Source organism: Lichenicola sp., assembly GCF_965198575.1.
In the GTDB taxonomy this organism is placed as follows: Bacteria; Pseudomonadota; Alphaproteobacteria; order Acetobacterales; family Acetobacteraceae; genus Lichenicola.
In genome coordinates this window covers 281,299-306,230 of record NZ_OZ240671.1, presented here as the reverse complement: position 1 = coordinate 306,230, position 24,932 = coordinate 281,299, and the positions used below count along the sequence as shown (strand labels likewise).

General features: G+C 64.4%; 21 protein-coding genes and 1 tRNA gene. 10 read left to right on the top strand and 12 right to left on the bottom strand.

Annotated elements, in window-relative coordinates:
• The first annotated feature begins 440 nt into the window (after positions 1 to 440).
• From rfbF to ACOEQ2_RS01545, 5 genes are read left to right on the top strand one after another with little or no spacing between them, the layout of a single operon-like run.
• Positions 441 to 1,217 (top strand): glucose-1-phosphate cytidylyltransferase, encoded by a 777-nt coding sequence (gene rfbF / locus ACOEQ2_RS01565; protein WP_419729641.1) that lies wholly within the window; start codon positions 441 to 443, stop codon positions 1,215 to 1,217.
• A gap of 28 nt (positions 1,218 to 1,245) precedes the next feature.
• Complete coding sequence (gene rfbG / locus ACOEQ2_RS01560) at positions 1,246 to 2,352, top strand: CDP-glucose 4,6-dehydratase (protein WP_419729640.1); 1,107 nt, start codon at positions 1,246 to 1,248, stop codon at positions 2,350 to 2,352.
• On the top strand, positions 2,337 to 2,792 hold the full coding sequence (locus ACOEQ2_RS01555) for a dTDP-4-dehydrorhamnose 3,5-epimerase (protein ID WP_419729639.1): 456 nt from the start codon (positions 2,337 to 2,339) through the stop codon (positions 2,790 to 2,792). The genes rfbG and ACOEQ2_RS01555 overlap by 16 nt, the downstream gene beginning before the upstream one ends.
• Positions 2,789 to 3,640, top strand: a complete 852-nt coding sequence (locus tag ACOEQ2_RS01550; protein ID WP_419729638.1) for an SDR family oxidoreductase — start codon at positions 2,789 to 2,791, stop codon at positions 3,638 to 3,640. The genes ACOEQ2_RS01555 and ACOEQ2_RS01550 overlap by 4 nt, the downstream gene beginning before the upstream one ends.
• Positions 3,637 to 4,926, top strand: a complete 1,290-nt coding sequence (locus ACOEQ2_RS01545; RefSeq protein WP_419729637.1) for a protoporphyrinogen/coproporphyrinogen oxidase — start codon at positions 3,637 to 3,639, stop codon at positions 4,924 to 4,926. The genes ACOEQ2_RS01550 and ACOEQ2_RS01545 overlap by 4 nt, the downstream gene beginning before the upstream one ends.
• A 508-nt stretch (positions 4,927 to 5,434) precedes the next feature.
• On the opposite strand, the gene ACOEQ2_RS01540 is transcribed toward ACOEQ2_RS01545, so the two are convergent.
• Positions 5,435 to 5,503, bottom strand: a tRNA-OTHER gene (locus ACOEQ2_RS01540).
• Between the two features lie 1,724 nt (positions 5,504 to 7,227).
• On the opposite strand from ACOEQ2_RS01540, the gene ACOEQ2_RS01535 reads away from it, so the two are divergent.
• The 5 genes from ACOEQ2_RS01535 to ACOEQ2_RS01515 all read left to right on the top strand — a co-directional run bounded on the left by ACOEQ2_RS01535 (position 7,228) and on the right by ACOEQ2_RS01515 (position 13,271).
• The gene (locus ACOEQ2_RS01535) at positions 7,228 to 7,758 is read left to right on the top strand and encodes a hypothetical protein (protein ID WP_419729636.1); all 531 of its coding nucleotides are present in this window, start codon (positions 7,228 to 7,230) and stop codon (positions 7,756 to 7,758) included.
• A 696-nt stretch (positions 7,759 to 8,454) separates the two neighbouring features.
• Positions 8,455 to 8,613, top strand: a complete 159-nt coding sequence (locus tag ACOEQ2_RS01530) for a hypothetical protein (RefSeq protein ID WP_419729635.1) — start codon at positions 8,455 to 8,457, stop codon at positions 8,611 to 8,613.
• 43 nt (positions 8,614 to 8,656) lie between these two features.
• Positions 8,657 to 9,322, top strand: a complete 666-nt coding sequence (locus ACOEQ2_RS01525; RefSeq protein ID WP_419729634.1) for a sigma-70 family RNA polymerase sigma factor — start codon at positions 8,657 to 8,659, stop codon at positions 9,320 to 9,322.
• The gene (locus ACOEQ2_RS01520; protein ID WP_419729633.1) at positions 9,316 to 9,936 is read left to right on the top strand and encodes a hypothetical protein; all 621 of its coding nucleotides are present in this window, start codon (positions 9,316 to 9,318) and stop codon (positions 9,934 to 9,936) included. Before ACOEQ2_RS01525 ends, ACOEQ2_RS01520 begins: the two co-directional genes overlap by 7 nt.
• Positions 9,936 to 13,271 carry a UvrD-helicase domain-containing protein gene (locus tag ACOEQ2_RS01515; RefSeq protein ID WP_419729632.1) on the top strand — a complete coding sequence of 1,112 codons (3,336 nt, stop codon included), beginning with the start codon at positions 9,936 to 9,938 and terminating at the stop codon, positions 13,269 to 13,271. Before ACOEQ2_RS01520 ends, ACOEQ2_RS01515 begins: the two co-directional genes overlap by 1 nt.
• A gap of 537 nt (positions 13,272 to 13,808) precedes the next feature.
• Here ACOEQ2_RS01515 and ACOEQ2_RS01510 read toward each other — a convergent pair.
• The 11 genes from ACOEQ2_RS01510 to ACOEQ2_RS01460 form a co-directional block, all read right to left on the bottom strand.
• Positions 13,809 to 15,188: a hypothetical protein gene (locus ACOEQ2_RS01510; RefSeq protein ID WP_419729631.1), complete on the bottom strand. Its 1,380-nt coding sequence runs from the start codon at positions 15,186 to 15,188 to the stop codon at positions 13,809 to 13,811.
• On the bottom strand, positions 15,185 to 15,715 hold the full coding sequence (locus ACOEQ2_RS01505; protein WP_419729630.1) for a Mov34/MPN/PAD-1 family protein: 531 nt from the start codon (positions 15,713 to 15,715) through the stop codon (positions 15,185 to 15,187). The genes ACOEQ2_RS01510 and ACOEQ2_RS01505 overlap by 4 nt, the downstream gene beginning before the upstream one ends.
• A complete protein-coding gene (locus tag ACOEQ2_RS01500; RefSeq protein WP_419729629.1) occupies positions 15,669 to 16,154 on the bottom strand; it encodes a DUF7665 family protein in 486 nt (161 codons plus the stop codon). Before ACOEQ2_RS01500 ends, ACOEQ2_RS01505 begins: the two co-directional genes overlap by 47 nt.
• Before the next feature lies 1 nt (position 16,155).
• Positions 16,156 to 16,644 carry a hypothetical protein gene (locus ACOEQ2_RS01495; RefSeq protein WP_419729628.1) on the bottom strand — a complete coding sequence of 163 codons (489 nt, stop codon included), beginning with the start codon at positions 16,642 to 16,644 and terminating at the stop codon, positions 16,156 to 16,158.
• Between the two features lie 344 nt (positions 16,645 to 16,988).
• On the bottom strand, positions 16,989 to 17,549 hold the full coding sequence (locus ACOEQ2_RS01490) for a hypothetical protein (protein WP_419729627.1): 561 nt from the start codon (positions 17,547 to 17,549) through the stop codon (positions 16,989 to 16,991).
• 308 nt (positions 17,550 to 17,857) lie between these two features.
• A complete protein-coding gene (locus ACOEQ2_RS01485; protein ID WP_419729626.1) occupies positions 17,858 to 18,643 on the bottom strand; it encodes an N-acyl homoserine lactonase family protein in 786 nt (261 codons plus the stop codon).
• A complete protein-coding gene (locus ACOEQ2_RS01480; protein WP_419729625.1) occupies positions 18,640 to 20,064 on the bottom strand; it encodes an MFS transporter in 1,425 nt (474 codons plus the stop codon). Before ACOEQ2_RS01480 ends, ACOEQ2_RS01485 begins: the two co-directional genes overlap by 4 nt.
• Before the next feature lie 58 nt (positions 20,065 to 20,122).
• Positions 20,123 to 21,121: a sugar-binding transcriptional regulator gene (locus tag ACOEQ2_RS01475; protein ID WP_419729624.1), complete on the bottom strand. Its 999-nt coding sequence runs from the start codon at positions 21,119 to 21,121 to the stop codon at positions 20,123 to 20,125.
• Entirely contained in the window at positions 21,114 to 21,836 is a 723-nt protein-coding gene (locus ACOEQ2_RS01470; protein WP_419729623.1) for an amidohydrolase family protein, read from the bottom strand. The genes ACOEQ2_RS01475 and ACOEQ2_RS01470 overlap by 8 nt, the downstream gene beginning before the upstream one ends.
• A 115-nt stretch (positions 21,837 to 21,951) precedes the next feature.
• Complete coding sequence (locus ACOEQ2_RS01465; protein ID WP_419729622.1) at positions 21,952 to 22,494, bottom strand: OB-fold nucleic acid binding domain-containing protein; 543 nt, start codon at positions 22,492 to 22,494, stop codon at positions 21,952 to 21,954.
• Between the two features lie 621 nt (positions 22,495 to 23,115).
• Positions 23,116 to 23,634: a hypothetical protein gene (locus tag ACOEQ2_RS01460; protein ID WP_419729621.1), complete on the bottom strand. Its 519-nt coding sequence runs from the start codon at positions 23,632 to 23,634 to the stop codon at positions 23,116 to 23,118.
• Positions 23,635 to 24,932: the final 1,298 nt, after the last annotated feature.

Here is a 24,932-nt window from a genome sequence, read left to right as displayed (position 1 = left end):
CCGTGCCGTCCGTCGCAGGCATGCCCGCGCTACCGAGGCTGCCGGTATCAGCCTCCCACCAGCCCAGGCAGTCCGGATCCTTTAGCAGGGAGGCCTTGCTCGCAGCACCCGCTCCGGCATCGGGACGGCTCTGTGCTTGCACCGGCTGCGCCTGCGTCACCGGCGATCGGGCCATGAAGAGCAGGGCGGAGACGGCCACGATCGTGCGATGCATCAGGGTCCACTCCGGCGTCCGGGCTGCAAGCCTGTTCGCACCGCCTCGTGCTGGCGGGTCGGTCGTGCCGCCACAAGGCGCGCCGGCGCCGGGGGCGAAATGCGGCAGCGGGCATCCGCTGCACGGGAAGGCCGGCACGTCGCGATGCATGCACCCAAATGACCGGTTTGCATCGCATCCCTGCATTGGTTACGCATGACGTCCGACATTCGGGCGGAGCACTGGCATGAAGGCGGTCATCCTGGCGGGTGGACTGGGAACGCGCCTTGCCGAGGAGACCGGCACCAAGCCCAAGCCGATGGTCGAGATCGGTGGCCGCCCGATCCTGTGGCACATCATGAAGATCTATAGCGCGCACGGCGTTAACGAATTCATCATCTGCCTGGGCTACAAGGGCTACGTCATCAAGGAGTACTTCTCCAACTACTTCCTGCACATGTCGGACGTCACGTTCGACATGGCGAGCAACAGCATGGAAGTCCACAACGCGAAGTCGGAGCCCTGGCGGGTGACGCTGATCGACACCGGCGAAACGACCCTGACCGGCGGCCGGCTGAAGCGCGTCATCCCCTATGTGCAGGATGACGAGATGTTCTGCATGACCTACGGCGACGGCGTCGGTGACATCGACATCACCACGCTGCTGGCGGCTCACCGGTCATCGGGCCTGCTCGCGACGGTTACCGGCACGCAGCCGCCGGGACGGTTCGGCGCGCTGAGCACGTCGCAGGATCTGGTCACCGGGTTCCACGAGAAGCCCGTGGGTGACGGCGGCTGGATCAATGGCGGCTTCTTCGTGCTGTCGCCGAAGGTCGCCGCGTATATCGATGGCGACCAGACCACGTGGGAACAGCAGCCGATGGAGGCACTCGCAAAGAGCGGCCAGCTCGGCCTGTTCCGTCATGAAGGCTTCTGGCAGCCGATGGACTCGCTCCGCGACAAGACGCACCTGGAGCAGCTGTGGGCGTCCGGAAAGGCGCCCTGGCGGGTGTGGACCGCGTGACCGCGGACAATCGACGCGAGGAATGCACATGATCCTGGGTGAGAGCTATAGCGGCCGGCGTGTGCTCGTGACCGGCCATACCGGCTTCAAGGGCAGCTGGCTCTCGGCGTGGCTCCTGTCTCTCGGGGCGGATGTCTGCGGCTACTCGCAGGACATCCCGACCTCGCCGTCGCTGTTCGAGCTCGCATCGCTGTCGAACCGGCTGGAGCACCGCATTGCCGACATCCGCGAAATCGATGCGGTTCGTGACGCGGTGATGTCGTTCCGGCCCGATTTCGTGTTCCACCTGGCGGCCCAGCCGATCGTGCGCACGTCGTACACCGACCCGCTCGAGACCATCACCAGCAACGTCGTCGGCACGGCGAACCTCCTCGAGGCGCTGCGCAGCGTCGACTGGCCGGTCACCGCGATCATCATCACCAGCGACAAATGCTACGACAACGTCGAGTGGGTGTGGGGCTACCGCGAAACCGACGGGCTCGGCGGCAAGGACATCTACAGCGGCTCCAAGGCAGCCGCCGAAATCGTGTTCAAGTCATACTGGCACTCGTTCTTCGGCAAACCGGAGAGCAAGGTCCGGCTCGCGACGGCACGTGCGGGCAACGTGATCGGCGGCGGCGACTGGGCGGCCGATCGCATCGTCGCCGACTGCGTGCGGGCCTGGGGCCGCGGCGAGCGGGTGCAGATCCGCAGCCCGTCCGCAACCAGGCCGTGGCAGCATGTGCTCGAGCCACTCAGCGGTTACCTGGCGCTCGGGGCGCACATCGCCCGGACCGGGCGCGCCGATGGCGAGAGCTACAATTTCGGACCACGCAGCGAGCAGAACCACACGGTCGTGCAGCTGCTCGGCGATCTCGGCCGCATCTGGGGCTTCGAGGGTGCCGACCAGGCATACGAGATCACCGGCAACGTCCCGTTCCACGAGGCCGGGCTGCTGAAACTGAACTGCGACAAGGCACTGCTCGAGCTCGGCTGGGAGGCGAACCTTTCCTACGAGGAATGCATGAGCATGACCGGCCTTTGGTACAAGCAGGTTCTCAAGGATGGCGTGGCGGCAGGCGAACTGATGTTCGACCAGATCGCCGAGTACGAGCGCATCGCAGCCGAGCGGGGGCGGGTTTGGACGCAGGCCTGAAGCTACCGCTGCTGACGACGCTGCGCCGGATCGCGACCCCGAATGGTGACGTGCTGCATGGCATGAAGGCGTCCGACCCGGGCTATAACGGCTTCGCGGAAGCGTATTTCTCGATGGTCCTGCAGGGGGCCGTGAAGGGCTGGAAGCGCCATTTCGAGATGACGCTCAACCTGGTCTGCATCGTCGGCGGGGTGCGGTTCGTGATCTATGGCGACGGCTGGAGCGAGGGAGACGCGCCGGTGCTGGATGCGGTGCTGTCGCCCGGGGAGCCCGAGCTCTATCGGCGCCTGACCGTGCCTCCCGGCTTCTGGGTCGGCTTCCAGGGCCTCAGCGTCGGCGACAACATGATCCTCAATGCTGCGAACCTGCAGCACGATCCGGCCGAGGCGGAGACGGTGCCGCTCGACAGGTTCCCGTGGCCTCCGGAACCCGGGCCATGAGCACCCGCCCGACCGTCCTGGTCGGCGCCGGGGGGATGCTGGGGAGCGCGTTCCGGCGGAACATGCTGCCGGATCCGGTCTGCCTCGGACGCGACCAGCTCGACGTGTCGCAGCCTGGCGTCCTCGTGGACAGGATCGCCTCGCTCGGCCCGTCGCTCGTGATCAACTGCGCCGCCGACACGGATGTGGAACGCGCCGAAAGCGATCCCGGGCCGGCCTACGCCGCCAACGCGCTCCTGCCCGAGCTGCTGGCACAGGCCTGCCGGAAGGCTGGCTCGCGCCTGGTACACTTCTCCTCGACAGGCTGCTACGGCGACTGGAAACGGACGCCCTACAGCGACTGGGATCCGCTCCGGCCCACCACGGCGCACCATGCCTCGAAGGCAGCCGGCGAGGCGGCGGTGCGTGAAGCCTGGCCGGACAGCCTGATCCTGCGTCTTGGCTGGCTGTACGGCGGCGACCCGGGGCACCGGAAGAACTTCGTGTGGGCGCGCATGAACGAGGCCCGGAGCGCGCCGGAGATGTTTTCGGACCCGCACCAGACCGGGACACCGACCTGGGTCGGCGATATCGTCGCACAGACCCTGCGGATCCTCGATGCGGGCCTTTCGGGCACCTACAACTGCGTGGCGGGGGGTGCCGTGACCCGCTTCGACTATGTCCAGCGGATCCTCGAACTGGCCGGGCACGACACGCGGTTGCGGCCGCGGCGGTTCGAGCGGAAGGCGCCGGTGTCGCCGAACGAGGCGGCGGTGAACACCAAGCTCGGCCTGCTGCATCTGGACATCATGCCGCGCTGGGACGAGGCGCTCGCACGCTACGTGGCCTCCCTGGCGGCCGCTGCATGAGTGGCAACATCGTGCTTGGCGCCGGGATTGCTGGCCTGGCCGCGGCGTGGCGCGCGCGCGAGCTCGGTGCCGCGATGACGCTCTACGAGGCGGCGCAGACCGCCGGCGGGCTGCTCGACAGTTTCGAGGTCGAGGGCTGGCGGTTCGATAACGGCGTCCACCTGTCCTTCGCAACGGAGCCCGAAGTCCGCGCCGTCTTCGACCTCACGCCCTACATCGAGCACGACGCCGTCTCGCTGAACTGGGACCGCGAGCGCTGGCTGCGTCACCCGGTCCAGAACAACATGTTCCCGCTGCCCGCCGCCGAGAAGACCGCCCTCATCGCGGGCCTGGTCGAGCGTCCGGAGCTCGAGGTCCGCACCTACCGGGACTGGCTGCTCTACCAGTACGGCGAGGCGATCGCGGAACGCTGGCCGCTCGAGTACACGCGGAAATACTGGACGGTGGACGCGCAGGATCTCGGGATCGACTGGATCGGCAATCGGATGCGCCGTGCCGACATCCGCGAGGTGCTGTTCGGCGCGATGAGCCCGGAGCCCACGAACACCTACTACATCAGCAAGATGCGCTACCCGGTCCGGGGCGGCTATCGCGGCTTCATCGAGCCGCTGATCGAGGGCGCCGACATCCGGGCCGGGCACCGTGCCGTGTCGGTCGATTGGCGGCAGCGGGTGGTCCGGTTCAGCACCGGGGACGAGGTGTCCTACGACACGATGATCAACACCATCCCGCTGCCGGCGCTGGTCGGGATGATGACGGACGTGCCCGCGGATGTGCGCGACGCAGCCGCCACCCTGTTCGCGACCCGGCTCGACCTGATCTCCGTCGGCATCGCACGGCCGGACGTGTCGCCCAGCCTGTGGTTCTACATCTACGACCCGGACATCCTTGCGGCGCGGGTCTATTCGCCGAGCTGGAAGGCCCCTGCGAACGCGCCGGAGGGGCACAGCTCGTTGCAGTTCGAGATCTATTCGTCACCGCGCGCGCCGCAGACCGCAACCGTCGAGGAGATGAAACAGAACTGCCTCGACGCGATGGAGAAGATGGGTCTGGCCCGCCGCGACGAGGTCGTGCTCCTGCACCACAAGTCGTTGCCATACGGCAACGTTGTCTTCGACACGGGCATGGAGGCGCGGCGCGACCTGGTGGTGTCCTGGGTACGCAGCTGCGGCATCGAGCTCGCCGGCCGCTTCGGGGAATGGGCGTATCTCTGGAGCAACCAGAGTTTCATGTCGGGACGCCGGGCCGCGGAGGCAGCGCTGGGGCGTGGTGCCGGAACCGCCTAAAGCGGCAGGTCGAGGTCGATAACACCTGCTCGTCTGCAAGCAGGGAACGCGGCGATCCGGATTAGCGCCAGGCCTGGGCGCACAAGGCTTCCTGTCGAAGCGACATCGCATTCGAAGTAGGATGCGGTAGCGCGGCACCGCTTCGATCTGCAGCTTGGCACGCAGCATGGCCCGGAACGGCAGGCCTTTCTACCCGCAGCACGGGCAGAGACCTGAAGGCTGAGCTCCTGCTCGCCTCAGGTAAGGGCCGGCGGCACCGAGCTACTTGTGACCACACCAAGTCCGTATGTTCGGGAAGTACAAGTAGAAACGGGACTGTCCACAGGGTTCGCTACGCCGTATCGCCCGGGTTTACCGTCAGCCCATGCGGCAATTGGCCATGGATATCAACTGTAGCTGTATGTGTTCTTGGACCCTGGAGCACTCCCTCAACAAGGGAATGCGCGCTGAGGGTCCGCAAGGACCTTTACAAGGTCCAGTGCACGACCAATAAACTCAGTAGAGTCGATGGCGTCCCGTAGGGGATTCGAACCCCTGTTACCGCCGTGAGAGGGCGGTTAAGGATCCAGCTGGCACGGGCGCTTGCCGATAACCCATTGTTCTTAAAGCCTTAGAGTGTCACGGAAGATCATCCTGCATCACAGGGCATCACACGCCTATTGGTCCAGAATTGGACCATTGGACCATGCTGTCGCAGGTGCGCTCTGAGGATTGGCAGCCCGTAGCTTTTTCGGCTTTGGGCACGATTTGCCCCTTGCGCCCCTGGAAATCAGTGGGACCATCATTGGCAGAGGCTCCGGCCCCCCAATGGCGACATCGGCGGGCAGGCAGGCTCCGAAACAACACACGGAGTCCGTCGATGCCTGTTCCACCCAATCCGCCCAGACCTCCTGCGGTGCTGTCGTACACGCAGGCAGCTCATTACCTTGGGCTTTCGTCGGTCGGCGCACTCCGCAATCTGGTCTATCGGAGGTCGGGGCCGCCGTCTATCAAGTTCGGAGTGCGGGCACGCCACTTCCGGGTTAGGGATATCGAGGCTTGGCTCGAGAGCAAGGCGTGCGGCAAGGTTGCCTCAGTGGTCAAAGAGGCGGGTCCTCCGCAGGCGCCGAAACGTCGTGGACGGCCTACAAAAGCCGAGGCGATCGCGCGCCGGATGTAGCGACCTTCAGGAAGGTCGCGCTTTCGATCCACCCCAGAGCTGCCGCCCAGAAGATCAGCGGCCAACCAACCAAACTGCCGTTTTGGATCCAAGGCCTTCTGGCACCGTTGCGATGCGGATGAGTCCATGAAACCAGAGACGGGTGAAGTCGACGCTCTACCCGATCATGCGACCATCCACTCCCAGCGCCCGACCACTCTCCCTACAACCTGCGTCCGTGGGCTGGCGACCGCGACCAGCCGGTGCCTGCCACCTGCCCAAACCACAGCTGCTCCAGTCGTTGCCCGCCGCGCTGCGTCACCAACATCCACCAGCAGCCGATCTCCCGAGTGAATCCCGCACGCCTCACACGCCGCGGGTGCCCGCACCACGACGAGGTCGTCTGCCTGCAGAGATCGGCCCTTGAGCAGGTCGACAGGCACCACCCAGGTCTCCGCCACAGGCCGATTGCGGATTTCTGCTGCACTCGCCGGCGCCCCCGGCCGGAGGTCGATCTCAGGTAGAGATAGATGTTTGCTTGCCCGCCGCCGCTGGGTTGGTTCGGCCGCCGGGGCACGGCGCAGCCGCCGTTTGGGCCAGGGCCCGTCTCCGACCAGCGTCGCCGGGCTGATACCGAGGACGGCAGCAATTCTGTCGAGGCGATCCCCGCGTAGTGTATGAGAGACACCCCGAGTGGCATTACGGACCCCGTCGATACCGAGGCCCGCCGCCACGGACAGGCCTCTGGCGCTCCAGCCGGTCTCATCGAGCGCGCGGAGGAGGCCGTCGGCCAGGCTGGCGACCTTGTCGATCTTGAGTCGCGGCAGGTGCGGTATCCTTCAGGTGATCTAGACGTCGTGCGGGGAAGCACCCGAAACGGAACGGGCATTTCAGCCCTGCCACCGACGTAGCGCAGCGCCAAGTCGTCGATTGCGCGACTTTGCGAGGGAAGCAAGGCCTTTTCAAGGGCTGCGTGCAACGAGCATATGGCGACATGCTGCGAAGGGGCATCCTGTCCCGACGGGCAGACGCAGGCATCGCTGACCGCTCTGGTAGTCCAGGCGGCTATGCTTGTTGACCGCTTCCGAGAAGCGGGTCGCTTGCTTCCGGCCTGAGTATTCTGAGAAGCACTTCTTAGAAACCTGCACACAGGGGCCCAGGTCATGTCCGAGACGATCTCCGTCGGTGCCGACCTCGCATTTTGGCGCGGCCGCATGGGCTGGTCGGTCAAACGTGCGGCGGGCGAGCTGCGGATCCTACAACCGTCAATGAGGAACCTCGAGTCCGGCCGGAAGGCCGCCAGCTCGACGCTCCTCCGGCTGGCAGAGCTCCTGGAGCAACTGGAGGCCGCGCAAGAGCCGTCGGCTGCTCCGGCCGCGCAGAATGCGGTGCGCCCTGTGAAGTCTCGGGTCCCGAAAATGTCGCAGGCTGTGCCGCAGGATCCGTTTGATGCCGCGTTGGCGCGAACCTGCGTGCGGGACCTGCGGCCCGAAGCCCTGGAACTCCTGAAAGCGGCGGTCGAGCGGCGGAACCGCGGCTATAGGGGCGGCCAGTTCGGCGGTCCGGGGGAGGGAGAGAATGTTGCCGAATGGCGGGCACGCGAAACCGCCTGGGACCGAGCAACAAGCAACAGGGCGTTCGGGTCACGCCTGGATATGGTCGCAGAACTCGTTGAGCGTCAGCTTTGGTCATGATCACGCGGCAAGATGCGGCCGCAGGTGTGTATCCGTCTGCATCCTGGGGTGCCACTTTGGTCTGCTTTGCGCTCATCTCGGACGTTCAAGTGCCTCGGACCGTGCCCCGATAGCGGACATGAGCTGAAGCATGATGGCTACCTGTCATGTGGATGATCCGGACCCAAAAGCGGCTGACGAGGCGCCATGTCGTGACGCTTGAAAACGACTCCCGTGACGTCCACACTCTCGGCATGGTTGGGGGGCCAACCCGCGAAGACTGCCCCCCCTCCCAGGTCTAGGCTACAGGTCGGCAGGTACTTCAGGACGGTCGCCACCGCCTGGAGTACCCCGGCCACCGCGCCAAGAAGCGCGATGATCTGCTTGACTGTAAGCCTTCGCGGTTTGCCCATATGGACAATCCCGAGGCGCAGACCCCGCTCGAGGAGCCCTACGGCCCCGAAGGGCGCAGGGCTGCTACGAGAGCGGCGGGATCAGTATGGCAGTCTGCCAAGCCCTTAAACAACCAGAACCAGTTCTGACGCAGAGCTTCCTCCGTCCACCGATCTCGGTGGAGAAGGGGCCGTGCAATCCACCATTGGGTTGACCGCTCCATCTCCCTGGGAGCCGCAATCATGCGGACAAGAGATGTGCCGTGTATAACAAGAGAGAAAAAACGGCCCTGCCGGCGAATCTGCCAACAACGACGCTACCGTCATGTTCAATTTCGACCCACGCTTCCCGTTTGACAACTGCGAAGCGATCGGTGCCCGGCTGATAGCGACGGGTTGTGGTAAAGGGATGGCCGTTGGGCGTCGTGTCGACGAGATCGACCCCGCGTCCGTGATTCACTTTTTTCCGGATTTCTCGCGCTAGGATTCGCTGGTCACCTTGAGGTCCAGATTTGAAGGAGATCCTCATGAGTGACGCGGACGATGAGCCTCCACTGCTGGACGACCACCGCACATGGCGACGGATCGTCAAGCAGGGTCAGCTAACCCGGCTTCCCGAAGGGGTTATCGTCGGTGCGATACGCGCCAATTACCGCTGCGAGGGGGTCGATCAGGATTTCGTCCGCGAGATGATCGTCTTCATTTCCGACCGCATGCTGTCGATCCTGCGGAGCGAGATCTCGACCAAGACATTCCCGGACGGAGGGAACGACATCGTCGAGGCGGTGCATGACGCGATGCTCAAGGCGTTGCTGTCGCCGACGGCGGCCGATGGTGAGGGGTTGCGCAAGTGGTTCAAGCCGACGCTTCGCAATCGGGCGATCGATCACGTGCGTCGGGCGCGCGCGAAGATGAAGCTCATGCCCGACATGGTCGACGACCCTGGCGGCATGGTGGATCCGCGGACCGAGAACTTTTCGGAAGCGGAGCAGGAAGCCGATGTGCAACGCATCCTGAATTGCCTCCGCGGCAAGGGCGTGCGCGACGTGTTCGAGCTCCACATGCAGGGCTACCGTTGCAGCAGCATCAAGGGTGAGTCGATCTCGAGCATCCTCGAGATCGATCCGGACACCGCCTCGAAGAGGCTGGCGTCCGCCAAGCAACAGTTAGAGAAGCTGATCGGAAGATGGTGATGGAAAACAGTCAGCTAGAGGCAGATGAAGTGCTGATCGCGTTCCACAAGGAGTGCGACATCCCAACGCGTGCGGATATTAAGCGTTGGACGCAGGCGCACCCTAGTTTCGCCCGGGACATCCGCGAACACGCGGCCGCCCGGCTGTCGATGATCGCGGACTTGGTTGAGCAGCCCGCCCAACTGGACGACAACATGATCGCGCGCGGCCGTAGCCGGGTCCAGGCCGCCATGTTCGCGGCGGAGTCTGGGGATCGGATCGTCGAGGCAACCGCCGCGTCAGGCCCGACCCTAGACGCCATGCTGAAGTCGGCGGCCCTGTCTCAACCTGAACTCGCCCGCAGGCTGCCGATAAAGCGCGTCGTGGTGGCGGACCTCTTTGCTGGCCGCATGCGCGCCCTACGGCCACGCTTCTCTACGGCGATTTCGCGCGAGCTCGGTGTCTCGGTGGCGGCATTCAATGTCGCCCATGCGCACGCCGCCCGCGTTCCGGCGCTTGGCGGCCGCGCTAAGTCCGTTGGTCAGCCGGTGGCGATCCAGCGGACCTTCGAAGAGATCATACGGTCGTCCGGAATGAGCGAAGAAGAGATCGCCTATTGGCTGGCTGACGACTGATGGACGCTTGGAGCGACATCCGGCTCGCCGCGCGCGACTGCCGCGCCGCCGCGCTAACCAAAACGGGTGCCGCACCGACCGCCCGCGAGCTGGTCGACGGGATGGCCGAACTGCACGACCTGGAGATCGTCGAGTTCGATCCGGGCACGCGGGCCGGCGACAACGTCCTAGGCTTCTTCGAGCGTGGTCCCGGAATCGTCCACGTTGCCAGCGGTCAGGCCAAGGAGAACGAGGTCGTCGTCATTGCCCACGAGCTCGGCCACTTCCGGCTTCACTCCGATCCCAAGAGCGATGTCACCGATGTGTCCATGAGGCTCTCAGGTGAACCGGTGGAAAGTGGCGGCGCCCGCGTCGACGGCTACTCCTCGCGCGAGCGCAAGGAAGTCCAGGCCGACGTCTTCGCGTGCGAGTTCCTGTGCCCTTCGGACCGGCTGAGGGACGAGCTCCTCGCCGGCGCCCGGCCGTCGGCGATCGCGGCCCAGCTTGGCCTGCCGCACAACCTGGTCCTGCAGCAGGCGATCCGGGCCCTGCTGCTTCCACCCCTCTTCCGGCACAAGGTCAAGGAAGACGTGAAGGTCGTCTACGAGCTGGATGCCGATCAGCAGGCGGCCGTCGATTGGTCTGACGGACCCCTCCTGGTCCACGCCGGTCCCGGGACCGGCAAGACGCGCACCCTAGTCGAACGCGTCGCGCGCATTCTGAAAGGGGATACGGCGTCCTCGATCCTCGCGCTCACCTTCTCCAACAGGGCGGCGGAGGAGATGCGCGAGCGCCTGTCGGCGGTCGATGCCGACGCCGCGATCGAAATGTGGGTCGGGACCTTCCACAAATTCGGGCTCGAGCTGGTCACCTGCTACGCGGGCCGTATCGACCGGACCGAGAAGGTCAGGATTTTCGATCCGACGGCGAGCCTTGCACTGCTCGAAGCCAACCTCGAGGTGCTTCCGCTGCGCCACTACCAGAACCTCTTCGAGCCGGCGCTCGAACTCGCCTTCGTGGTGAGCGCGATTTCGAGAGCCAAGGACGAGCTGATCGGTCCGGAGGAATACCTCGCGGCGGCCGAGGCGGACCTCGCGGCGGCGGGCACCGATGAGGCCGCGCGGGAAGTTGCGGAGAAGGCGGTCGAGGTCGGCGAGGTCTACACGATCTACGAGCGCCTTCTCGAGGAGGCGGACGCGGTCGACTTCGGCGACCTAATCCGGCACGCCGTCACACTGCTCAAGGATCCCCAAGTCCGAACGGAGGTGCTAGGACGCTACCGCCATCTGCTCGTCGACGAATACCAGGACGTGAACTTCGCTAGCTCGGCGCTCCTGCGCGCGTTCGCTGACGACTGCCGCGACATCTGGGTGGTCGCCGACCATCGTCAGTCGATCTACCGGTTTCGGGGGGCCGAGCCCTCAAACGTCGAGCGCTTCACCACGGAGTTTGACGGGAAGCGCCTCAGGCTCGGGATCAACTACCGCTCGGGCACGCCGGTGGTCCGCGCCTTCGCCGCCTTCACCGGTGGCATGGCCGGCGGCGCGGCGGCGGAGTGGCAGGCCAACCGAGGCCCGGTCGGCGCGGTCACGCTTGAGGTCTGCGCGACAGTCGAAGACGAGGCCTGCGCGATCCGCGACCGGGTCGAGCGCCTGCGGGCCGCAGGCGTGCCTTACCGCGACCAAGCGATCCTGGCCCGCAGTCATCTGACGCTTGGCCGCCTGACGGCGTTGCTCGAAAGGCTCAACGTCCCCCTCCTGTATCTCGGCGATCTGTTCGAGCGCGGCGAGATCCGCGATCTGCTGTCGCTGGTCGCGCTCGACGCCGAGTTCGGCGGGCTCGGACTCGTCCGGGTCGCGCAGCTTCCCGCATACGGTGCGACCGAGAAGGACGCCCTCGCGGTGATCGCCTGGGCCGGGACGGAGAAGCTGCCGGTCATCCAGGCGTTGCCCAGGGTCGCGGAGATCGGCGGCCTTTCCGACGCGGGGCGTGGCGGTCTCATGAAATTGGGCGCGGAGCTCGCGTTCGTCGGGCCAGGCACGTCGCCCTGGTCGATGCTGACCGGCTGGCTGTTCGAGACCGGCTGCTACCTCGATCCCCTCGTCCGCAGCTCGGGCCCGGCAGACCGTCAGAAGCTTATCGCGATCTACCACCTACTCAAAGTGTGCGGCGAGCACGACGCCGTCAGCAACAGGAGTCGGAAGCGCCTGCTGGAGCGCATCCGCCGCATCGAGCTGTTGAACCAGGACAGCGTCTACCGGACGATATCGGCAGAGGCGACCGACATCGACGCCGTGCGCGTCCTCACCATCCACGGTAGCAAGGGTTTGGAGTTCCCGGCGGTCCATCTGCCCGCGTTGGCGACGAGATACATGCCGGCGGGTCGGAAAGGATCGAGGGCGCCTGCCTTGGCGAAGTATCCTCAGCTGAACATGGCGAAGGACGACCACGACGCCGAGGAGGAATGCCTCTTCTTCGTCGGCCTGTCCCGCGCGCGCGACCACCTGTCACTGACGCGAGCGGTAAAATATACCACGCAGAACGCGTCGGCGTCGAAATTCCTGGACTCAGTCTCGTCGATACCGGCGACGACCCGCACGTTACCCTGCAGTGTACCGCAGCCGGTCGCCCGCCCGCCCGTGGTCGTCGGGAGGCGGACCGGCTATTCTGCCAGCGAGCTCGAAACTTACCTCCGCTGTCCCGCAAGATATCGTTACGAGCAGCTGATGGGTTTGCGCGGCGGCGCAGACGGCACCGCATTCCTAGATTTCCACCGCTGCGTGCGCGGGACGTTGGCATGGATCCAGGACCGTCGCGCCGAGGGCGTCGCGACTAGCGGGGCCGAGGCCTTGACGTATCTCGATGCAGTCTGGACCGAGCGCGGTCCTGTCGGCCACGGTTTCGAGGGATACTACCGACAGGCGGCTAACCGCATGGTCGCAAATGGGGCGGCCTTCATCGCTACCGAGCAGGGCGCATCCGTCGACAGGGAACTCGACATCACGATCGCCGGGCGGACCGTCACGGTGATGCCTGACCGCTTGGTTGACGCCGGCAGTGTGGTCCGCTTACAGCGCATCCGGACCGGCCGGCAGACGAAGGGCGAGGGTGACAAGCCGATTTACGGTGCGTTGCGCCGGGCGGCGCAGCGGCAGTTTCCGGGCAGGACGATCACCATAGGGGCCTATTATCCCAGTGACGGCGAGACGCGGGAGTTCCCGGCTGGCAAGGAGGACAAGGCCGTCAAAGTCTTCGAGGATGCGATCAACGGCATCGAGGCCGGGCAGTTTCCCGCCAAGCCGGACGATCCGCGTTTCTGCCCGAACTGCCAGTGCTACTTTATCTGCGGAATATAGCCTGTCGACGCAGCACCATCGATTACTTGCCTTAGTTCGCGATACGTTTTGGCATAAGCGGTCGTCCGGACCACGTGCCGGTTGAGGTCGGGGGTGCCGTCGTCCCACCACACCAGTCCGCGCTCACCCAACGCGCGCTTAGCATTCGTGGGCGGCGGACCCGCCTTGCTCATCGGCCGCCTAACGCGTCGTGGCCACCTTCCGGCGGGTGGCCATCAACTCCTTGACGAGCCGATCGCGCTCGTCGGTCGGCAGCTCCGGGTCGGATATGCGCTACAGCCTGCCGCGGACCACGAAGTATCGGCCGTCCGCCTCGCGGGGTGGTTCAGTTTCCTCGCCGTCACTCCACCCGCCGGATGACCAGCTTCTCGGCACAGCAAATCAAGCAGATGTCCTTGCGCCGTTCGAACTCGTTGGGGTCCGACAGTTCGTGCGTCTTCTGGCTCGGCGTAAGGCGGTCGATAAGAACGCGGACGTCGTCTTACACAGTCATCCGGCGAAACCAGCCGATGAGCCAGCCGCCTGAACCCTCGTCGGTCAGGCCGCCTCCGCTAGGTTGGCAGGGTCGACGTCGACATGGCCATGGGCGTAGGGCTCGGGCGCGCCAACGAAGGCGACGGTGTCCTCGAGCGCCATCAGCGACCCCGACACCACCTCCATCGCGCCGCCGCCGTGTAGCCGCCGCAGCAGTTCGCCGACTGCGAGCATCGCCGCGGTTAGTCCGACGAAGGGCACGCCGATCGTGCGGGACGCGATCAGTGTCAGGCCACATCCCTCGACCCCTTTGTCCTTCATCGCCTGGTAGGCCGGCATGGTCGAGACGTCGGGGGCGGTCGCCGTTGCCGCGGCGCCTCCCCAGATCATCCCAGCGCGCTTGGGACCGGGGAAGCAGTGCAGCGAGAAATTGCGGAACCCCTGCGTCCCGCCGCCGAGGCCGGCTTCCACCACTAGATTGAAACCCGCGTCTTCCAGCGCCGCGCGGGCAACCGCGTTGTCCACGCCGCATAGTGCGGCGCCGGGCTCGAAGTGGTGGCGCCGGGTCCATTCACCGAACCGCCGCTCCTCGTGCCGGACGTCGAAACCGCGGCGTTCGAGCCAGTCGCCGACCCAGCGGGTCTTCAGCGCGGTAGGCTGCTGGGGCACCGCCAGCAGCGAGGTGCTGTCATTGGCTTCCGACATCCGGTCGAAGTCTTGAAGCATCAGCGTTGTCTGCGCCCCTGCGGGGTATGGCAACGAGGCGAGGCACCAGGCGAAGGCCTGGCCGAGGTTGCCCAGGCCGATCAGCCAGAGCTTGGCGGGAAGGTGGGTCAGCGGCGGTTCGGTAGGATCAGCGTCGGTCCAGGGCGCGCCCGGGTTCCAGATCGATAGGCCCGACGCGCGTCGACCCGCCATGTCATGGTCGCCGGCGTGCCAGGCGAAGACCTCGCCTATGCAGGCGGCTGCGGCCATTGCCGGCGCGAGCGGGATCGCGTTGCAGGCGGCAACCGGGGTCCACGATGCGGGAACGACGCCGCCGCGCCAGCCCGCCCACTGCAAGCGCCAAGCGGGTGCGGGACCGGCCGGCGGCGCGGCGTCGCCGATGATCGCGCAGGGCCAATCGTTGCGTGCGCACCCGACGCAGGTTCCGCCAAAAGCCGCGATCGCGGCGCCTAAGGTCGTCTGGGTCGAAAGGGCCGTCACAATGGGCTGATCGCTGACTCCCTCGACCTCGATGCCGCCGAGCATCGTGCGCCGGGCGGCATTGACCAAAGTAAGCAGCGCGGTCTGGCCGTTCCGGGTTGTTGCGTTCGCCGCGTCCACGATGATCGTCATGCCGAAGCGGGAGAGCATGTCGAGCGCGCCCTCGGCGGTCGCCGCCCGCCCGCTATCCATGAAGTATTTTGCCGTGCGGTGCAGGCGATCGGGATCAGTCGTCATAGGAACTTGCTCCATAAGTCGTTGTGCAGAAAGCGACGCGCGCGGGCGCCAGAGTGGTCGGTCCAGGCGTGGTTACCCCGGTACTCGAAGACGCCGAGCGTCTTGCGCGCCGGCCGACCCGTAGCGAAGTTCGGCACGATGATTGCGATGTGGCCATCGCGCGCGACCATTGGGTTGGTGCGGTCGGCCTCGCTCTGGAAAGCGCTTTTAGGGTGGGTGTGGACGTCGCCGACGACGGTCAGGCCGCGCGCACGGCACATGGACCACAGCGCCGCGAACGCTGGCGCGTGGAGAATGCAGACGCCGGAGCTATAGGCCTCCGGGTCCAGGTCGTCGTAGAAGACGACATCCTGCACCTCGCGGAGGTGGCCTGTGCGGGCGCCGAGAAGGAACGCGCCGGCCTCGTGCCGGCGCCCACCGCGGCGGTCGAGTTCGGCCAGTAGGCTGACCCAGCGTTCGGGCCCGAAGTGAATGCCGCGGTCACGCCGCGACAGTGCCCGTATAATCGCCCTGATTGAGAAGGTCATGGACTTGCTCCAAGTAGCAGATGATGCCGCGGGCTGGTTGCCACAGGCGGTTTGGGTGCTGGTGCACCCAGATGTCGTGCCCGTTCATGGAGGCGCGATCGCACGGGAGGTAGAGGCAAGTACCGCCCCGCCACCCAGGCCGGAAGACCGAGGGCAGGATCAGCTTGCCGCGCGGCCACAGGTGCGCCGCGAGCGGCCCGTCGGTCGCAAGGTTCCAGGGCTGCGCGGTGACAGCGACCTGGGGATAGCCGCTGCATTCGAAGCGCAGTCCGAACTCGGCCGGCGAGTTCGGGCGCGGCGCGGCCGACAGGGCGATAACCAGGTAGGGCCAAGCTTGACAGACGAGGCGCCACCGCCCGTCGAACTGGCCACACCGGAACTCAGGTGCGGCCAGATCGCGCGAGAGCAGCAGTTGGCAGGGGCCGACGGGCGGATTCACCTCAGCCCTCGACGCGGATGTCGGGGACTAGGTCGAAAGACACCTCGCATTGGCAGGGCTTGACCAGCTTATGCAGCGGCATGTCGGTCGGCGGGCGGTCGGTGCCGCCGTAGACCTGCAGGACGTGCTCGGCGGCGTCGCGCTCGGCCAGCTTGAAATGATCGACCGCCCACGCCTTGACGTGGCGCACGCGGACGCCGGGGGCGAAGCTGTGGCGCTTAGTCTGCTCGAGGTAGTGGATGGTGACGTCGATCTTGCGGCAGCGGGTGAGGTGCAGCTTCGCGCCGTGCTTCATGTGGTGCTGGCGCTTAGAGCCGTGCCAGTCGATCGGCTCGTCGTCCTCGTCGTGGAAGAGAATGAACTCCTCGTCGATTTCAATGCCCGCCGCCTTGACAGTGGCGTGGACGATCTCGAGAGAGGCGTTCTCGGGCATGTCGACCTCGACGAGATGGTCGTGACCCTGGACGGTGATAAAGACGGTATGGGACATGGAACTTGGCTCCTGATCAGGCGGCGAACCGGCCGCTTTCAGAAGCTCAAGCGAAGTGGCGCCCCGAAAATGGGGAATGAGTCTTCAGTCAGAGTGCGAAATGCTCTGCGCGCGGTAGTGGATCTCCATCCTCTTCTCATAACCTCGGTCGAGCTCAGCGGTAGCCGCGGCCGTCGGCATCGGGCAGGCGGGATCCGAGCTAGCGAAGGCGACCGAATGCCCGCTGTTCCAGGTTTAAATTCGAAGCAGACATTCCTCCTTCGGCCAACCTACCCACCTATATGCGTGCCGTTGGTGGAGTAAATGTATCGTAGCCAAGTAAAGGGCAAAATTTGCATAATTTTTCAAATTGGCGTTACCGTAGCAGGCCCTTGATATCCCCCTAAAATTATGAGGACGCCGTCTCCAGATCTAAAGAATATCCTCTTTTTATTATGGATTTGTAAGTGAGATACTAAGTCCTGAGCCTTCACTTCAATCCTACATAGGCCGTGTAATCCCTTTACGCGCAATGCTTGCGCATCAAGTCTGATTTGATCAGGTTCTCCTACAAAGAAGTATGTGTATTCTTGATTGATTTGCGTCCAATGTGAAGGTTTGAGCCAGTTACGAAATTGCAAATCTACGTTCCGGAAATCTCTACCAAACAACCGAACAAAGTTTATTGGGTTGTTCAGTTTTAACTTTGGAGCAAGAAGATTTACGCTAGTAGAACCAGATGCGCCATTACAAATTACTGGTGTACTAAACTGTGAGAGATTTTGATAGCTGCTGTAGTGGAACAGATTCTGAGGGCTTAGCAGTCTTTTGGAAAGCCAATCGATTTGCTTTTCTAAGCCAACCGTGAACGCCATTTCGTTCATACGCCAAGACTTTTTCAAAGCACGACTAACAAAGTTCGTCATCAAACTACTTTTCCTTCTCAACATGTTATCAAACAATGGCTTCAGGCAGAAACTAAACTGCCGGCAGGTTGAGCTGCAAATTGGTGTCGCTCATTATCAGACACAGGCGTCTGCACTGGGTCGACAGCAGGGAAAAACGGCGATTGGCGGCTTATGTCTGCTTTCCTTCGCTTTCTGCTCTAAAGCGGACAGGCCGCTTTCGGCCAAGTTCGGTCTTTCGAAGGCTACAAGTCTGCCCCAACTTTTGATGACAGCCAGCCCAGAGCTCAGCTAGACAGAGCTGCCTCCGCAGGAAGGGTTCCGGGCCCCTACTCGTAGAAATCCGGGGCGTGCCTGTATTCCGCCCAATCCTCGGGATCGTGCAGGATCCAGACCATCGCATCGTGGCTCCTCGCGATCTGGCGGAGACGGCGCAGCGACTGCACGGACTGCAGCGTGTTCCAGTCCGACGGCATCGGCAGGTCCGACAGGTAGCCGGACCGCAGATGCGCGCTGTCGGCGGCGAGCAGGATGGTGCGGCTCTGCAGGCGCACCAGCAGGCTCGCATTGCCAGGGCTGTGACCCGGCATGTGCAGGATCACCAGGCTGCCGTCGCCGAAGAAGTCGAGTTCCGGCCCCTCGATCTCGTTCCATTTGAAGCCCCGCGTCGGGGTAATGTCCTCCAGGCGATAGAGCGGCCCGGCCGGGAGCGGCCAGTGCGCGTACTGGAGCTCACCGCTCATGACGTGGAACTCAGCGTGCGGGAACAGATACATCCCGCCGGTGTGGTCCCAGTGCAGGTGGCTCATGATGACGTGCTTCACGTCGCTGACGGCAAAACCCAGCGCCTCGATCTGCCTGTCGACGCGCTGCGCCTGCGTGAGCGATACGCTCAGCTTCCTGCCCATCTCGCCATAGACGGCGATCGGGTCTTCGGCAGCGCCGGGCACCAGGCCGGTATCCATCAGCACGAGGCCGCGCTCGTGTTCGATCAGGAAGCTCGGGCAGGGCAGGGTGATGGCCCCGGACTCGCCGACCACCAGCGCACCGCGGTCGTCCTGCAGCGTGCCACCTTCCAACGCCCAGAGGCGCTTCACGAAACCTGTGGAATTCATGGGACATCGCCTCTGTTACTGTTGTGGACATACTTGTTGCGCAGGCAGGACTCGCGCGACACCAGGGCGCGGTCGAGGTGCATGAAGCGCCCGTTGGTTTCCCGCGTGAACAGCGCAAGCATCACGGCCGACAGGGCCATCGCGCCGGCCAGGACGTACAGGCTTAGCGCGAAGCCGGCCGGGGAGGAATAACCACCGCCCCACTGGATCAAGGCGCCGACCACGATGGTGCCGCAGCCGCCTAGGATCACGCCGCCGATGTTCAGGCCGTTGGCAATCGTGATGGTGCCGCGCTCACAGGAGTCCGAGCCCATCGAGTAGAGCACGGGGTAGATCCCGTTCGTGGCCATGCCTGCGAACAGCTGGATGGCGATCAGGGCAGCGAGGCCGGCGCCTGCGAAGCGGAACAGCAGGAAGGCGACGGTCAGCCAGAGGAACATCAGCACGAGGCTGAACTTGCGGCCATAGAAGTCGGAAATCGACCCCCAGACGATCTGGCCGATGCCGCCGGTGATGGTGAACAGGACGGAATAGGCCGCGACCTTGGCGATCGGGTAATGCACGATGAAGGCGAGATAGGCTGGGAGCCAGAAGCCGAGCCCGTAGAGACTGAAATTGCCGAAACCGGACGCGATGGCGGTGACCAGCACGTTCGGATTGCGGACCGTCCGCCAGAAGGCGCCTGGTGGCGCGCGGTAGGTCTGCTCGTCATCGGCGAGAGGCGGCGCCAGGTTGCGGGCGCGGGTGTCGGTGACGAAGCGCGTGTAATTCTCCGAGGTCGAGAAGCGCCAGAAGAGGAACAGCACCGGCAGCAGGGCGAACGGCAGGATCAGGAAGATGTAGCGCCAGTGGGTGCTGCCGAAGATGCCGAGGACGGCCGAGATCGCGAGGCCGCCGATCAACGAGCCCCAGGGGAACGCCGTGTGGTGCAGCCCCTGCGCGAAGCCGCGCCGCTCGAGCGGCCACCATTCGGCGATGGTGGTGACCTCCGCGACTTCGCCGACGCCGCTTGCCAGGTTCTTGATGAGCTGGAAGACGAAGATGACGGCAAAACTGGTGGTCAGCATGCCGATCCCGGTCAGCACGGAGAAGAAGCCGTAGCAGAGCGCGATCGGCAGATGCCGATATTTGCGTGCCCATCCGCGTCCGCCGCCGACGAGCAGCGGCGAGAACGCGATGCCGGACACGCCGACGGCTGCGGTGAGCAGTCCGGAATAGAGCCCCATCGTCGCAGGTGTCAGGTGGAACTCCTCGACCAGCGAGGGCTGCACGATCGAGAACCATTGGCGCATGTTCGAATTGAGCATGTAGATGACCCAGAGATAGGCCATTGCCACCCAGGATACCCGGGCGCCGATCCGGGTGAATAATCCGGCGGTGCCGGGTGCTCGGGTCGTGGCGACGAGCCCTTCGCTGTTCATGATACTTCTCCCCCTGATGGCCGCTTTGCGGCTCTTTCATGTCGTTGTTCGAGTAGTGCTATGGCTCGAGCAGCAGCTGTGCCGTCTCCTCGTCGGTGATTAGGCCGTTGGCCAAGCTGCCCTGCAGGGCGGCGCGCAAGGCCGGCACCCGCCGCGCGCCGCACTGCACGATGATGGTGCGCGCGGCAGCCGGCACGGTCAGCGGGAACGATGTCAGGCGCGCGTGATGCGGGGCGTCGACGATGCGGCCCTCGGCATCGAAGCAGTAGCCGCGGATCTCGCCGACTGCGCCGAGCTGCAACGCGCGCATGAGCTCTGGCTCGGTCACGAAGCCGTCACGCAGCAGCGGCGCCGCGCCGTCGAAATAGCCGATGCCGGTCATCAGCAGATCGGCATCGCCGACGAGCGCCGCGCAAAGGCGATAGGCAGGCTGGGCCTGCAGAACCCTCTTCGCCTCGATGCTTTCCGCCACGACCGGCATCGGCAGCGGGTAGCACTGCGCTCCGACGCGATTGGCCAGGCCCATGATGCTGTCATAGTGGCTGGCACGCCCCTCCCGGGTCATGTTTCCCATCAGCGACACCAGGCGATGCATCGGCCGGTACATCGAGGCTACGCGCAGGGTCGCGTCGCGGATGACGCGCTGACCGCCGATCCCGACGATCACCGGGTCGGTCTTCAGCAGCAGCGTCTCGAGGCTGCAGGCGGCGGCATCGGCGATCGAGGAGACGTTCTCTCGGCGGTCATCGACGCTCGGCACCACTTCGACGGACGCCAGGTGGAAGCGGTCGGTCAGCTGGTCGGCGAGCGCGATGCACGATGCCAGCGGATGCAGCAGCTGGAACCGGATGAGTTTCTCTGCGGCAGCGGTGGTGATCAGGCGCTGGACCACCTGACGCGACAGGCCGAGGGTGCGCGCGATGTCCTCCTGGCGTTGTCCCTTGGCGTGGTAGAGCCAGGCGGCACGGGCCGCGAGTTCGAGACGCTTGTCGCTCAGGATCTCCGGCGCGCCGGCGCCTGCGATGGAGGTCGGTAGCGGGCCGGGCCTGTCAGCCAAGGCCGAGCATCTCGGCCATCGTCTCGCCGAGGACCCGTCGTCGCACGCCCGGATCCGGGCTGCATCGCTCCATCTTGCGATACTCCCACTCGTAATCGACGAAGGGCGAGTCGGTACCCCAGACGACCTTGTCGGGACCCAGTGCCGCCACCGCGGTGGTGATCTCGAAGATGGGGGCGCGCGAGGTCTCGAGATACAAATTGGGGAGGGCGGCCGCGTAGGCGATGGCCTGCTCCACCGACCAGAAGAAGCCCATGTGCGCCATCAGCAGGCGGACCTTCGGGAAGCGTCGGGCCATCTCGGCGAACTCGGGCGGGCTGTTGTAGAGGTCGCTGGCGCCGTGCGCGATGACCGGGATGCCGAGCGACTGGGCTTCCTCGAAGAGCGGATCGACGAGTTTCGGATCCGACAGATGGAAGCCGTTGAGCGTCGGGTGCAGCTTGAGGCCGCGGAAACCCCAATCTCGCACGCACCGCCGGACCTCGTCAGCGGCGCCCGGTTGCCATGGATTGACCGCGCAATAGGGGATCAGCCTGTCGGGGCAGGTGTCCACGGCGACCTTGATCGCGTCGTTGGTAAAGTTGCCCTCGACGAACGGGAAGATCACGGCGCGATCGATGCCGGCCTGGTCCATCTTCGCAACTAGGTCGGGCCCGGTCTGACGCGCGCCGGGGCGGTCTCCGACGTGATTATGGGCATCGAGGACGAGTGGCATCTGGACACTCCCGCCCCGCTCGTTTGCTCGAGCATGGGCAATTATTCGCTTGGTGGGCAGCCTGCTCCCACCGCCGGAGGGTGTAAAGTCCGACACCGCACTGAGGGCGTCCAGATCAGGAAGAGCACGCCTCCGAGGCTCCATTGCTTGGCTGGCCGCCGTCTCGCTCGAACTCGTTCGGCTTGGGTAGGACCGTGATGCGACTGTATCCCGGGGAAGCCTCGCGTCCGCACCTTGATGCCGCACCCGATCCGCAGGTCCGGCACGTAGTTGTTGCGGACTGGCCATCCGCCGATCCAGCCCCAGGCCCGTCTTGTGGAGCCCGCAACGCCGAATGCGTCGCGCCATCCCCCGGTCTGTGCTGGATCCGGAACGGGTCGTCCTTGTTGCCGATCGACCGCAGCAATGCCGTCAGGTCCTCGAGCCTGCCCGTGACGACATGGACCACCTCGCCCTCGCGTTGGACTTTGCCGTGGCAGGCGATCATCCCGGACAGCAGAACCATGCGGCGATGTTTCTCGAAGCAGTTCGGCCACAGGACGAGGCTGGCGACGCCCGTCTCGTCCTCGATGGTGATGAACATCACGCCCTTGGCGGCGCCCGGCTTCTGCCGCACCAGCATGATGCGGGGCACGCCGATCCGGCGTCCGTCAGGCACGTGCTGCGGCGCTGCGCACGTGATCATCCGACGTGCCTGTAGAACCGGCCGCAGGAATCACACAGGTGACGGCGGAAGCTCAGCCCGATGCTTCGGTAGTCCTTGACTACCGCGCAGCCGTCCCGCATCGGCCGCACCCGGTCTCGATCATGCGATGGCATAGTGCCAGAGTTCCATGATCAGGCATTAGCTATGGCGCGGTGCAACCCTGCTCTGGTTTGCCTCTGCTCTCGTCGGGGGCGTCCTGTAGGCGGCCCTGTCGTCAACAGGGGATGTCATCGACAATTCGTGGCGGAGGCTCTTCAACGTCGTCGTAAACCTCTCCTCGGCCGAGCTTGGACTCGGCAGCATGTTCGCTAGATGCGGGTGCTGAGCCCAATGCCGCGAGCTATGCCGACAGCGTCGACGGCCTGAAACGTCGAGAACCCAGTCTGTTCCGCCACAGTCGGCTCTGTGGACGCAGGGCGCTGCCTTCCCATTGTAGTCAGAGCGCGGGGTATAAACTCCTCCATAGATTAGCTAGGGCGGGTAAAATTGTAGCTGGCGTCCGTACATCAGCGGGGCGGCGGCCCGAGCAGGAGGCGCAGCCTGGCCCGGCAGTGCCGAGCTCACGCGATCGGGTTACGGCAGCACCTCCTCGCACCCATTGGCAAATCGTGCGGGCCCAGTCGAGAGCGCGCACGAAAAGCGGGCGAGTATGCGAGACGCGTTGTTAGCAATTTCCTGCAGGGCTGTCCTCTCGACCACGGAGAGGCTTCTTCCGTGCTCCCAGAACGTACGTCCGCCTCCATCGCGCGAGAGGATCGCACCCCGGCTTGCCGAGATAACTGGTCTGCCCCGATAGGACAGTGCATAGGCGACACTTACATCGTCGCCATGTGAGCGGCACAGGTAGCCCTCGCGAAACCGGCCGCAGTCGCCGTTTGTATCAAACTCAACCCAGAGGGTACTGCTTTTACTGATCCGCGCGAGTGCGACGGCTGGATGCTCGGCATGCGTGGTGGACTCGACCAGACTCACAACGATCGGCGGGAGATACAGGCGCCGTGCTGATTGCAGGCCAGCAACAAACTCGAGCATGTCGGACGTCATTGCGCGAAGAGGCATCCGCAAAATATCGGACGAGAGAAATTGGTTCATTTCCTGGGTGCCTAATTTGTCTCAGAACTGCCTGTGTGGTGGGGATTGCCGACTGGTATGCAGCGCACTCAGCGCCGCTCCTCGCGTAGGTGAAGATCGCGGTGCGCCGAAGGCGTTTCGGCAATCCTAGTGCCTCAAGGGTTTTCTTTGCGCGGGCTGGTAGGCTCAGCAGGCGAGCTAGGCCGAGATGATCCTGGCCACGGTCGGTCTGGACTCTCCTGAGAGCACCCTGGAGCCGCTCGGAGTTCCTCGCCTCGAGGCGGACGTGGAAGGGGTCTGCAATGGTCGTCACGGCTGTCTCCTGTCGCAGGAACACGACGCACTGTCCTGCATCATTATTATAAGGAATTCACGACCTAAAGGAGGACACTCTATTTATTATTGTCAATCCCGAATTCCAATTGATTTCCATATAGACGGAGTCTGCATAGATTCAGACGGATTTCCGGTCGCAGTCTCTAGAAGGGACTGGATATCCAGTGCAGGATGCGCAATGCGGTAGCGCTCTCAACTCCGCATTCCACCCGCCGCTCGAAACTAATTCTCCTCATCAACTCCCACCACATTGATCTCCTCCAGTCGGGAGAGTCAATCGGTTTCGGAGATCCCAGAAAACGATCCAGATGAACTGCGATTACAGTTTTCCTAGTCAGCGTCAAAATGCTTCGCAAGGAAAACCGCTTTTGCTTGTCGCATGATGCCCTGGCGGCGAGACGCCAATTGCGACAGAGCCATGAGTGTTGACAAAAAAGAACGCGAACTCTTTCCTTGTCGCGCGGTGCCCTGGCGGGGGCGCCGAATTACGCCAAGGCCCTGAACATAGACACGAATAGAGTAATCGTTTCCTTGTGGGCGATACCCTGGCAAGGAGATGCCCCCGGCGCTGCAAGCCACTCCGTGTCGAGGATAAAATGGAGTCTTCTTTTCCTTGCAGGGCGATGCCCTGGAGGGGAGACGCGGGATTGCTGCGACGTCCTGGGGGTTGACAAAGATTCTCTCGTTGCAAGTAAAACAGCTGTTACTAAGACAGGCTTCAACCGTGGTCGGCGTGGCGTTGAACCCCATCCGACGCGAAGCCGTTTGCTGGATCAGCCGAGAGATGGCGGCGCGACGCAATCTGGGGCGATACACGGCTGCGATCGAGACAAAGGTGACAAGGATGCGCGCGTATCCGGTTGGGGTGTGTGTCGACAATCGTGGAACGGCTCAGCCCGACCAAGGTGGCTCCGGCGCATCATGCCGCCCCACCCACCCCGGCGGCGGCGCAATTGTTGGATAACCCGGCTCTCGGCTTGTCG

Bases quoted from the DNA above. Each gene is read 5' to 3' on its own strand.
- rfbF (WP_419729641.1), top strand. From the start codon at position 441: ATGAAGGCGGTCATCCTGGCGGGTGGACTGGGAACGCGCCTTGCCGAG.
- rfbG (WP_419729640.1), top strand. From the start codon at position 1,246: ATGATCCTGGGTGAGAGCTATAGCGGCCGGCGTGTGCTCGTGACCGGC.
- ACOEQ2_RS01550 (WP_419729638.1), top strand. From the start codon at position 2,789: ATGAGCACCCGCCCGACCGTCCTGGTCGGCGCCGGGGGGATGCTGGGG.
- ACOEQ2_RS01545 (WP_419729637.1), top strand. From the start codon at position 3,637: ATGAGTGGCAACATCGTGCTTGGCGCCGGGATTGCTGGCCTGGCCGCG.
- ACOEQ2_RS01535 (WP_419729636.1), top strand. From the start codon at position 7,228: ATGTCCGAGACGATCTCCGTCGGTGCCGACCTCGCATTTTGGCGCGGC.
- ACOEQ2_RS01530 (WP_419729635.1), top strand. From the start codon at position 8,455: ATGTTCAATTTCGACCCACGCTTCCCGTTTGACAACTGCGAAGCGATC.
- ACOEQ2_RS01525 (WP_419729634.1), top strand. From the start codon at position 8,657: ATGAGTGACGCGGACGATGAGCCTCCACTGCTGGACGACCACCGCACA.
- ACOEQ2_RS01520 (WP_419729633.1), top strand. From the start codon at position 9,316: ATGGTGATGGAAAACAGTCAGCTAGAGGCAGATGAAGTGCTGATCGCG.
- ACOEQ2_RS01515 (WP_419729632.1), top strand. From the start codon at position 9,936: ATGGACGCTTGGAGCGACATCCGGCTCGCCGCGCGCGACTGCCGCGCC.
- ACOEQ2_RS01510 (WP_419729631.1), bottom strand. From the start codon at position 15,188: ATGACGACTGATCCCGATCGCCTGCACCGCACGGCAAAATACTTCATG.
- ACOEQ2_RS01505 (WP_419729630.1), bottom strand. From the start codon at position 15,715: ATGACCTTCTCAATCAGGGCGATTATACGGGCACTGTCGCGGCGTGAC.
- ACOEQ2_RS01495 (WP_419729628.1), bottom strand. From the start codon at position 16,644: ATGTCCCATACCGTCTTTATCACCGTCCAGGGTCACGACCATCTCGTC.
- ACOEQ2_RS01490 (WP_419729627.1), bottom strand. From the start codon at position 17,549: ATGACGAACTTTGTTAGTCGTGCTTTGAAAAAGTCTTGGCGTATGAAC.
- ACOEQ2_RS01485 (WP_419729626.1), bottom strand. From the start codon at position 18,643: ATGAATTCCACAGGTTTCGTGAAGCGCCTCTGGGCGTTGGAAGGTGGC.
- ACOEQ2_RS01480 (WP_419729625.1), bottom strand. From the start codon at position 20,064: ATGAACAGCGAAGGGCTCGTCGCCACGACCCGAGCACCCGGCACCGCC.
- ACOEQ2_RS01470 (WP_419729623.1), bottom strand. From the start codon at position 21,836: ATGCCACTCGTCCTCGATGCCCATAATCACGTCGGAGACCGCCCCGGC.
- ACOEQ2_RS01460 (WP_419729621.1), bottom strand. From the start codon at position 23,634: ATGAACCAATTTCTCTCGTCCGATATTTTGCGGATGCCTCTTCGCGCA.